Consider the following 10,122-nt stretch of genomic DNA (forward strand, 5'->3'; position numbering starts at 1 on the left):
TCCTCACTCGGCGGCTTGGGATGACGTCTTGCGCTCGAACTGCGGATAGTCCGCGTCGGTCTTGGCGCGCAGGGCGGCGATGGGATCGAACGCGCCGGTGTAGCCGGTCAGCGGCGAGGCGCGCTCGGCTTCGGGCAGGCTGGCGTCGGAGAGCATGCGGCGCGTGACAAAGCCCTTGTCGGTCGCGTAATCGTCCTTGGAAATGTCGACGCCCGAGAGCTGGTGCATCGGCGAATAGACAGCGTTGTAGATGTCGCGGGCGAAGCGCACCCAGCCCTCGAAACCCTTGTAGGGGCCGTTGTGATAGGCGTGGGCGTTGAGGTAGGGCACGCGCATTTTCTTGGCGACCTCGCCGGGGCGCTTGCCGGTGAAGATCACGTCGGGCTTCAGCTTGAGCAGCGCTTCCTGGTTTTCGAGTTCGTTGGGATCATCAATGGCGAGCGTGCCGACGCCGGCCCGCGCGATGCCCTTTTCCATGTCGCCCTGGTGGCCGAACTTGGTGTAGACTGAGACGACCTGAACGCCCATCTCCTCTTGGATAGCGTTTGCCCAGTGCCACAGTTTCGAGCCGCCCGGCCACAGGCAGACGCGCTTGCCCTTGAGGCGCGCGGCGTACCAGTCGAGTTCCGGCTTCCAGCGCGCGGTTTCCTCGGCGATGATCGCTTCGGCGCGGTCCTCGATGCCGAAGAACAAGCCGACTTTTAGCAAGGAATCGCCGAGCGCCTTGAAGCCGAACCCGTCAATGTCGAGGCGCGGGATGCCGTAGCGGACGCGCAATTCGTCGCAGATATATTCGGCGGAACGGGCGCATTCCAGCACGTTGAGATGGGCGCGGTGCATGCCGCGCAATTCGTCATAGGAGCCGTTGCCGGTGAAGGTCGAGAGCACCTGAATGCCCATGCGGCGAAAAAAATCGACCATCACCTCCTGGTCGCCCTGGATGTTGTATTCGCCGACATAATTGATGACATAGTCAGAGGTGATTTCCGGCTCGACCGTGCCCACTTTCTGGTTCAGCCAGGCGATGTTGATTTTGTGGTGGCCGCCCGATTGCGACGGTCCCGCAAAGCCCGGCGAATTGCAGACGAAAATATCGACGTCGGGGCGCTCGGCCATCACCTCGTCGGCGATGGCGTTGATGTCGTCGCCGATCAGCGCGGTGGCGCAGGTCTGGTAGATGGTCATGCGTTTGATTTCGGGGAAGGCGTCGAAGGCCTCGTGGATGTTCTGCTTGAGCAGGCTCTCCGCGCCGAACACGATGTGCTTCTCCTTCACATCGGTGGCGAATGTGTATTTGAGCTGGAAGTTGTTGTTGTCGGAGATGTAGCGCTTGGTCTGCCAGGTGTCATAGGTGCAGCCGACGGGGCCGTGGCTGATGTGGATCACGTCCTTCATCGGCGTGCCGATGACGTGCTTGGCGCCGCAATAGGCGCAGCCGCGCTCGGAGATCGAGCCGGGAATGGTGTTGAGATAGCCTTTCGGCAGGCAGGAGGTGAGATCTTCGCCCTCGCCTTTGACGACGGCGTGCTGCTTGCGTTCCGGGATCACCTTGGAACAGTCGAATTCATGATAAGGCATGACGCCTCCTTTTTCCTTTTCGCGCGCGACACTGGTCGCTGGTCACGGGTCGGTTCTGGGGAGAGGGGGAAGGGAAGCCGGAGCTTCCCTGGGCGACGTCAGTCGCAGATGCCGTATTTGACAACCATGGCTTCGAGCTCGTGCATGGCGAGCGGGGTCGGGATCACAAAATCCTCGTTCTCCAGGATCTTGCGGCCGAGTTCCTTGTATTCATTGGCCTGATTGACGTTCGGATCGAATTCCGTGACGGTCTTCTTGTTGAATTCCGCCTTCTGCACGATGTTGTCGCGCGGCACGAAATGGATCATCTTGGTGCCGATCGCGGCTGTGAATTCTTCCAAAAATTCCTTCTCGCCATCGACGTTGCGGCTGTTGCAGATGATCCCGCCGAGGCGCACGCCGGACTGCTTGGCGTATTTGACGAGGCCCTTGCAGATGTTGTTGGCGGCGTAGATCGCCATCATCTCGCCGGAGGCGACGATATAGACCTCCTGCGCCTTGCCGTCGCGGATCGGCATGGCGAAGCCGCCGCAGACCACGTCGCCGAGCACGTCGAAGAAGATGAAGTCGAGATCTTCGGAATAGGCGTCATTTTCCTCCATCAGGTCGATGGCGGTGATGACGCCGCGTCCGGCGCAGCCGACGCCCGGCTCCGGACCGCCGGATTCGACGCAGCGGATGTCCTTGAAACCGGTCTTCACCACCTTGTCGACCGTGACCTTTTCCGCGCCATGGATGCGCAGCGTGTCCATCACGGTTTCCTGCATCTGGCCGCCGAGGATGAGGCGGGTGGAATCGGCCTTGGGGTCGCAACCGTGGATGAAAATCTGCTTGTTGTGGAAATGGGCGAGCGCCGCCGCCGTGTTCTGGGTGGTGGTGGACTTGCCGATGCCACCCTTGCCGTAAATCGCAACCTTGCGGGTCATGGAGAACTCCTTTCGCGCCTGGCGATCGTCGCCATCGCATGACCCTGTATCGCAACCGATGTGCCAGTATTGGCGAAATAATCGTCCCGAAATGTGAGAATCTTTTGCGGAGCGACGTCGTACGCTTAATATCTTGTTTTATAAAGATAACTTGTGACTTTTTGCCGTCGTTGAAGCCGCCGCGATGGACCGCGACTGTGAATCGGAATGCAGATTTACATAGCGGTAAAAACCTGCGGAAACAGCGGATTGGGAGTCGGATTTGCCTTGAGGTAAATTCGGCAAGAATTTACCTCAAGGTCTATTTTGCGGGCCAGATCGAGGCAAAGAAAAACCGCCGGCGCGAGGCCGGCGGTTGAGGAAGGCGAAAACAGGTTTTTTTCGGTCAGCCCGGAGCCTCGTCGCCGGTCGCGCCCGCGGCGCGAAACGCCTTGTAGTTGAGGCCGTAACGCTCCAGCCGCTTGCCGAGCATGCGCCGCGTGAGGCCAAGCTCGCGCGCGGCCTCGCCGATATGGCCGGACGAGTTTTTCAGGGCCTCGACAATCATCTCATATTCGACCGAATGCAGCTTGGATTCTAGGCTGACGCCAAAGGTCGTGCCGCTCTCTTTCGACGTTTGCAACGACGGTGGCAGTTCGTAGGCATGGATCACCTCGTCCTGGCACAGGATGACGGCGCGCTCGATGATGTTTTCGAGTTCGCGCACATTGCCGGGCCAATGATAGCTCATCAGCATGTTGAGCGCCGGCGTCGAAATGCGCTTGACCGGCTTGTTGTTCTCGGCGGCGAAAGTGGTGACGAAATGATCGGCGAGCGTGATGACGTCGCTGCCGCGTTCGCGCAGAGGCGGCACGGTGATCGGAAACACGTTGAGCCGATAATAGAGGTCCTCGCGGAACAGGCCCTTTTCGACCATTTCGGCGAGGTTGCGGTTGGTGGCGGCGATGATGCGCACGTCGATCTTGATCGACTTGGAGCCGCCGACGCGTTCAAACGTTCGCTCCTGCAAGATGCGCAGCAGTTTCGCCTGGATCGGCAGGCTCAACTCGCCGACCTCGTCGAGAAAAATCGTGCCGCCGTCGGCCAGTTCGAAACTGCCCTTTCGCAGACCCAGCGCGCCGGTGAAGGCGCCGCGCTCATGGCCGAACAATTCGCTTTCGGCGAGACTTTCCGGCAGCGCCGCGCAGTTCGACTTGATGAACGGTCCCTCGGCCGCCGCGCTGTTGAAATGCATGGCGTTGGCGACCAGTTCCTTGCCCACGCCGCTCTCGCCGAGAATGAGCACGGTCGCCTTGGTCGCCGCGACTTTTTCCACGAGGTCGTAAACGTCCTGCATGGATTTGGAGGCGCCGATCATGTTGTCGGGCCGGAACCGCTCGCCCAAAGTGTTGCGCAAGCGTCGGTTCTCCTGCTCCAGCCGCGCCTTCTCCAGGTTTTCCAGCAGATAGAGTTCGGCCGCCGGCGCGATCATCGCTGCGATCATGGTGAGGATTTCGATGTCCTGCGCGCGCAGCCGCGCATTGAGATAGCCGCGCTCCGCGGCGAGCGCCCCCAAAACCTTTTGCGCGTGGATGATGGGAATGCAGATGAAGGCGGTTTCCGCGCGACTCTTCCTTTCCTTCTCGAACCGCGTCCGCGCGCCGCGCCGGCTGCGCGCGATCAAGGTCTTGCCCGAGGCGATCACCTTGTCGATGACCCCCTCGCCGGGCAGCACGCCGCCGCGCGCTTTTTCGTCCTCGGACAGCCCAAAGCTGTCGTGAATGAAAATGGTCTCGCTGGCGCGATCGCAGAGGGTGAGCAGGCCGCGCCGCATTTTGAGCTGCTGGCGCATCACAGCGAGGATCAGCGGCAGGGACGCCGCGAGATCGGCGCTGGCGGTGATGATCCGGCTGATCTGCGAAAGGGTTTGCAGCACGCCGACGCGGCACTCACCGGTGAAGCAATGGCTGAATTCGTCAACGAAGGTCTTGATGTCGATATCCGTGGCGTCGCGGTCTTCAAGGCGCATGGGGTTTTCTCGCCTCGGTCGGGAAAGTCCGACCGCACCAAGGGTTCAGCAAGTGCGAGGCCAGATGCGCGCGATGTTTCGCGCGGCGGATGAGGCGAGGTTTTTTGAGGATTTTGTTCGGGCGCCGCGCGCCGCGCCATGGCGTCGGAATTTACCGATCCGGCGCAATGTACGTTTTTGTAAATTTGGCCAGAGCCTGCGCGCGGGATGCGTACGAATGGACCGCCGCGGTTCATTCGCGGCGAAATTGACCGCGCGGGTTCATCCGCGCGGATCGATCCGCGCGGGTCCATCCGCGCGCGCGGCGGCTCCGCCCTTCGTTTTATGAAACCGTTGCGATGGCGCGGCTCTTGCGATGATCGGATCCAGACGCGTCGGCTGTCGGCGCGCAGTGATGGAGTTTTCATGGCCCAGGACCAAGCCGGCCCCGCACCCGTCAGCGAAAGCGAACGCGCGCGCATGATCGCCGAGACGCTCGAAGGATTGCGGGAAAAATTCCAGGCCGATGGCGGCGACATCGCGCTGGTTTCCATCGACGGCCCGCGCGTAAAAGTGCGGCTCACGGGCGCCTGCGCCAGCTGCGGCGCCGCGAACGAGACGTTGGGCTGGGTGCGAAAACAGCTTTCGCGGGCGTTGGGCGGCGGGCCCGTGTCCGTCATTCCCGCGCTGGACGCGGAGCCCGCCTGATCAGCCTCGGAGCGCGGCGAACAGAGTGTCGTTCAATCGCCGCGCCGCCGCCAGAAAGGTCGGAAGCCGGCGCACAGCTTCGGCTTCAAGGTCGACCGAGGCTGGCCCAAGCGCGGCTTCCAGGCTGGCGGCATAGGCAGGAATCGCCTTCCATTCCGCGACCGTCCTGGACGTGCAGGGCCGGCCGAGATCGACGACGACGCGGCGGATCGCCGTCTTTTCGGCGATCAACCAGGTCAGTTCCGCTTCCTGCCAGACATCCATCGGGCCGCCCATGGCGACCAGCCGATCGAAATGATCGAGCGGCGGGATGGCCTCGCCCTCGTCCAGTTCGACCGTGGTGATCTCATGTCCGGCCTCTCGCCAGAAATCGGCGAGAGCACCCGGATGTTCGACGCAAAGGTGCTGGAACACCAGAATCCGCACGGCTCACCCGATCGAATAGCCGGACAAGTCGGGCGCAAAGACGCCGGGGAGATTGCGCGGATCCGGTTCCGGAGCGCCCACGCTCAGGCGGATCGGCAGCAGGCCCGCCCAGACCGGGTGAGCATAATCGGCTTCGTCGTCCTCCGGCGGGCCGCTGCGGACCTTCGCCGACGCCTCGTCAATTTTCATCGACAATATGGCCGTCGCCGTGATCTCGCTTTCGGTCGCCGGGCGCAGCTTGTCCCATTGCCCCGGCGCGAAGCCGTCGATCAACCTCGTCAACAGCCGAACCTTTTCCTTTGGGTCGGTGACCGCCTCGGCATTGCCGAACACCATCACCGAGCGATGATTGACGTTGAAATTGAAGGCGGAGCGCGCCAGCACCAAGCCGTCGAGAATCGAAACCGTCAGGCAGACGTCGGCGCCTTCGGTGGCCTGCATCATGCGGCCTTTCGCGGCCCCGTGCCAATAGACGCGATCGCCCTCGCGCCATTGCAGCGTGGGCGTGACGATCGGCTGTCCCTCGTGAAGATAGGCGATGTGCGCGACGGGCATGGCGTCGAGAATGGCCTCGATGGTCTGACGGTCGTAATGGGCGAGATGGCGGTAGCGCTTGACGATGGTTCTGGCGCTCGGGGCGCCGGCGTCATTGTGAGAAGTCATGGAAAACGTCCTGGAAGGGAGAGGGGACGCACGACTCAAAGCATAAACCGAGCCAGACGTCTGGCGGGCGGCGCGCGGATTCACTCCAGACGTTTAGCCATGTCCGCCTTGCGGGCGATCATCTTGTCCGCGAGAGCGCCGTCGCCGTCATTCTCCGCGATCACCCTGCGGATCGCCGCGTCGGGAATGCGCGTCACCCTGGCGATGGATTCTCGGAATTCGGCGGGGCTCATAGCGCCGAAGAGGTGTTTTGCGAAACGATTGTTTTCGTCGAACCGGAGGGTGTCGAGTTCGTCAACGCTGACGCCGAACGCCTTGCCCTTGGGATCGCCCTGAGCCCGAAACGCCAAGGCGCCGCCCACGTCGAGGGTGATGACCTCTCCCGCGACGACGCCCTGGTTGTCGCCATGGAAGCCGGCGGCGTCCCAGTTGGCGGTCCAGGCGTGCGTCCCAAGCCAATGGCGCGTCCGCCTCAGCTCGTCCGCGTCGAATTCGGCGATATTTCTCTTTTCAAGCGCGACGAATTCCGTTGCGACCTGGGTGGGATCGTTGGCGCGCACATAGGTCAGCGTCGGGGCGCCGACGATCTGAAACAATTTTGCCGCCAGATATTCGTTGCGCGCCATTGCTTCCGACTCCAGAAACTTCACATAGAAGCGCCGGCCCTGTTCATCCTGATAGACTCCGCCGGGATTGCTTCCCAACCGGCGGCCGACGCGCCGCAAACGCTCGACATCGATGGACTCGATGTCGGGAACGGGCGTCGTCCGCCGAACCAGCGCAAGTTGCGCGGAGGTCTCGATGGCGCCCTTTCGCGCGGCGCGCACGGTCTTGATGGCGCCTTCGGGGTCCACGCCGAGTTCGACGAGCAGGCGCGCGGCGATCATGCCGGCGCGCCCCAGTCCGCCCTTGCAATGGACGACGACATCGTCACCGCGGCGCAGAAGCATGCGAATATCCCGGCCATGCGTCCGCCAGCGCCGCTCGAACGCCGGGTCGGGCGTGGAAAAGTCGGCGATCGGCACATGCCGCCAATCGAGCCCGCGCGCCAAAACCTCGGTTCCGAGATTCGTCACGTTGAGCGCTGTGAGTTCGGCGGGTTCGTTGAGCGTGAGCACCAGGCGCGCGCCCCAGGCGACGAGGGCGTCGATGTCCGTCGCGAGATCGCGCGCCCACACCCCGGTGCGCGCGGCCCGGTCGTGCTTGCCGGGGCAAAAAGTGATGCCGATTCGTCCCTGGGCGGGGCTTGCGCGCACATGCGCGATCTCAAGAGGATGGGTCTGGCTGGTAAGGATTTTCGGCATGTGGCGGCTCGGAAAGCGGGCGTGCGCAACGATGCCGGCAAGTCTCGGGCCAGCCGGCGCCGTGGGCGTCGCGGCGCCTTGTCGCGGTGGACGCGGTCCTTCTGGTGTTGGAAAGTGGCGCCGGCGCGCGCAGCGCCATCTTGCAGGGGAAAATGATCATGGTGAATCTGCGGCGCGCGGCAAACAACGGCGGGCGATCAACGGCTCCCCGGGCGCCGGGAGCGGCGGCTTTGCGTTCAACGTTCGAATAAGCCCGCCATGAGCCCGCCTTTCGGCCCCAACCTCGTCGGCCTGCCGAGCGCGCGCCTTGCCTCGGCCGACTACGCTGTCGCGCCGAGCGAACTGCGCATCACCGGCGTGCGCGAGATGAATGCGCCGCTGTTCGAGATGCTCGGCCTTTCAAGCGACATCGCCGAGGCGAGCGAAGCCCTCGACAAATACATGACTGCGATTTTCGGCCTGGAGTCGCAACAATGGCGCGACGAAGCGAAAAAGAGCGGTCCCTGTTTTCGATGGTCCTTCGTGCGCCTCCTCCTGGGCTGGGAGCATGACAGTTCCTCGCGCGAGGCGGCGGTTTTGAAGGGCTGGGTCCACAGCCGTTTCGGTCTGCCGCCCGCTCATCACCGCGAGAAGATCGCAGAGGTGTCGGATCCCTTCTGGCAATCCTATGTCGCGGACAATATGGCGAGCGGCTATCACGCCAACTCCATCTACGCCCAACTCGACCTGCTCTACGAATATGTGCAGTGGACGATGCGAAACCTCGCGCATCCCGGCCAGACCCACCTGCGGCTCTATCGCGGCGTTGACCGGTCGTCCGAGCAGATCGTCCGGCGCGAGCGCACCAAACTCCTGCGGGTGAACAGCCTCTCCTCCTTCACCACCGACCGCGCGACCGCCGATTGTTTCGGCTCGCTCGTCGTGTCGCTTCAGGCGCCGCTGACAAAGATCCTTTTCGCAAATGCGCTGCTCGCCTTCTTTCCGTTCCGCGCCGAGCGCGAGGTTCTTCTGATTGGAGGCGACTATCCCGTGACGATCGAACCGCCTGCGGCCTGAAGAGCGAACGGCTGGCGCAGCGCCCCCCTGCTCCAGCCGCCGCCGCTCACCATCGCCCCGCCCGACGCGCTCAAGCTCCAACGCGCGCCGGTCGCCGATTGCGTCCGCTACCATCAATTGAGGAGATTGCACTGATGAAACGCACGCAAATCTTCGACTCCATGGCGGAAATCCGCACGTGATACCGGGAGAGAAAGAAGGTGCGCCGCGCGCCGATCTCAAAAAGCCTTGGAGCGCCGTGACCAAAGCCGCCGGCATTGAGGGAGCGCGCATTCACGACCTGCGACACAGCTTCGCCTCCGTCGGCGCTGGCGCGTCACTCGGCCTTCCCATCATCGGGAAGCTGCTGGGCCATAGCCAGGCGGCCACGACACATCGATACGCGCATCTGGATGCCGACCCGATGCACAAGGCGGTCAACACCATCGGCGCGAGCTTGTCTGCGGCGATGAATGGCGAGACGAAGAACAACGTGGTCTCACTGAAGCGCGCGCGGAAGCCCACGTGAAAAAAATCAGCCCGAAAAGCTTTGGCGGCGAAGACGCGCATGTCGCACTCAAGCGGCGCGGACGGAAACCACTGTGCAATTTTTATCAGCACCCCGCGATCGTTACCGACTTCGCGCTGACGGATGACGATTGGAAAATCCTCGAACACACGTATGGACACGAGCTCGCCCAAGCCATTCGCGCTGAGGTTGAAGCACGCGGTTTTGGCCCTTGGCGATCGCCTCGATGGCGGCGTGGACCGCGTTGACCTGATAGTCGCGGGCCGTCTTGCCGCCGAAGTCGTAATAGTCTTGTAGGACGAGGCTTTCGGCTTCCGTTGTCAGGCCTTTCCAATTGGCGTAACGCGACCAGAGTTCCGCCGGCGACGGAAAAGCGTTGAGGGTGAGATCGGCTTCCTTTTCGGCGCTGAGGCCGGTCCGGTCATGGAAAACGAACCCATCGCCATTGGAGGAGAAAACGAAGGGTATGCCCAGCGTCTCGGCATATTCCAGCCCCTCCTGCATCCCGTCGCCGACGCTATGGCCGTTGTCCTTCGCCTCAATCAGGGCGATGGGGAGGTTGGGCTTGTAATAGAGGACGTAATCGGCGCGCTTGGCTTTGCCACGCGTGACGAGCTTGCCGCGCACGATGATGCGGCCCTTGGTGAAGCTGACTTCTTCGCGGATTTGGGCGATTTCGTCCCAGCCGGATTGGCGTAGGGCGGGCGTGATGAACTTGGTGCAGATGTCGCGCTCGGAAAGGGATTATTTGTCCATCAGACAATCAGGCCAATTTAGCGATCACAGAGAAACAATTCGGGAGCAGTTGAGCCCACCACGCAACGATTCGTTTCGATCATGCTGATTATTGCCGATAGGGCAAGGCAAACGCGAGCGAAAGGCTCATACCAAGTCTCGCTGATCAGAACCCATGCGCCCAATCGCGGAGTCCGATGGACATGATGCGCCACGGTTGGTCGACGAGCT

General features: G+C 62.4%; 9 protein-coding genes and 1 pseudogene. 3 read left to right on the forward strand and 7 right to left on the reverse strand.

Annotated features, from left to right (window positions below):
• Positions 1 to 3 precede the first annotated feature (3 nt).
• The 3 genes from anfD to GJ654_RS17200 all read right to left on the reverse strand — a co-directional run bounded on the left by anfD (position 4) and on the right by GJ654_RS17200 (position 4,512).
• Positions 4 to 1,578 (reverse strand): nitrogenase iron-iron protein, alpha chain, encoded by a 1,575-nt coding sequence (gene anfD, locus GJ654_RS17190; RefSeq protein ID WP_155447411.1) that lies wholly within the window; start codon positions 1,576 to 1,578, stop codon positions 4 to 6.
• Between the two features lie 98 nt (positions 1,579 to 1,676).
• Positions 1,677 to 2,504: a nitrogenase iron protein gene (gene nifH / locus GJ654_RS17195; protein WP_155447412.1), complete on the reverse strand. Its 828-nt coding sequence runs from the start codon at positions 2,502 to 2,504 to the stop codon at positions 1,677 to 1,679.
• Between the two features lie 385 nt (positions 2,505 to 2,889).
• Complete coding sequence (locus GJ654_RS17200) at positions 2,890 to 4,512, reverse strand: sigma-54 interaction domain-containing protein (RefSeq protein ID WP_155447413.1); 1,623 nt, start codon at positions 4,510 to 4,512, stop codon at positions 2,890 to 2,892.
• Positions 4,513 to 4,917: 405 nt separating this feature from the next.
• Between GJ654_RS17200 and GJ654_RS20880 the strand changes: the two genes are divergently transcribed.
• Positions 4,918 to 5,199: a NifU family protein gene (locus tag GJ654_RS20880; protein WP_196305603.1), complete on the forward strand. Its 282-nt coding sequence runs from the start codon at positions 4,918 to 4,920 to the stop codon at positions 5,197 to 5,199.
• On the opposite strand, the gene GJ654_RS17210 is transcribed toward GJ654_RS20880, so the two are convergent.
• From GJ654_RS17210 to GJ654_RS17220, 3 genes are all read right to left on the reverse strand, one after another.
• A complete protein-coding gene (locus GJ654_RS17210; protein WP_264586136.1) occupies positions 5,200 to 5,625 on the reverse strand; it encodes a hypothetical protein in 426 nt (141 codons plus the stop codon).
• A 3-nt stretch (positions 5,626 to 5,628) separates the two neighbouring features.
• Positions 5,629 to 6,288 (reverse strand): pyridoxamine 5'-phosphate oxidase family protein, encoded by a 660-nt coding sequence (locus GJ654_RS17215; RefSeq protein ID WP_155447415.1) that lies wholly within the window; start codon positions 6,286 to 6,288, stop codon positions 5,629 to 5,631.
• Between the two features lie 80 nt (positions 6,289 to 6,368).
• The gene (locus GJ654_RS17220) at positions 6,369 to 7,592 is read right to left on the reverse strand and encodes a cyclin-dependent kinase inhibitor 3 family protein (RefSeq protein ID WP_155447416.1); all 1,224 of its coding nucleotides are present in this window, start codon (positions 7,590 to 7,592) and stop codon (positions 6,369 to 6,371) included.
• A 258-nt stretch (positions 7,593 to 7,850) separates the two neighbouring features.
• Here GJ654_RS17220 and GJ654_RS17225 point away from each other — a divergent pair, with 258 nt between their 5' ends.
• Complete coding sequence (locus GJ654_RS17225; RefSeq protein ID WP_155447417.1) at positions 7,851 to 8,648, forward strand: NAD(+)--dinitrogen-reductase ADP-D-ribosyltransferase; 798 nt, start codon at positions 7,851 to 7,853, stop codon at positions 8,646 to 8,648.
• Between the two features lie 178 nt (positions 8,649 to 8,826).
• Positions 8,827 to 9,156: a tyrosine-type recombinase/integrase gene (locus GJ654_RS17230; protein WP_319802123.1), complete on the forward strand. Its 330-nt coding sequence runs from the start codon at positions 8,827 to 8,829 to the stop codon at positions 9,154 to 9,156.
• Positions 9,157 to 9,348: 192 nt separating this feature from the next.
• Here the strand turns inward: GJ654_RS17230 and GJ654_RS17235 are convergent.
• Positions 9,349 to 9,882, reverse strand: a pseudogene (locus tag GJ654_RS17235) (type I restriction endonuclease); the annotation flags it as partial.
• Between the last annotated feature and the right edge of the window lie 240 nt (positions 9,883 to 10,122).

Source organism: Rhodoblastus acidophilus, assembly GCF_009720655.1.
Taxonomy (GTDB): domain Bacteria; phylum Pseudomonadota; class Alphaproteobacteria; order Rhizobiales; family Beijerinckiaceae; genus Rhodoblastus; species Rhodoblastus acidophilus_A.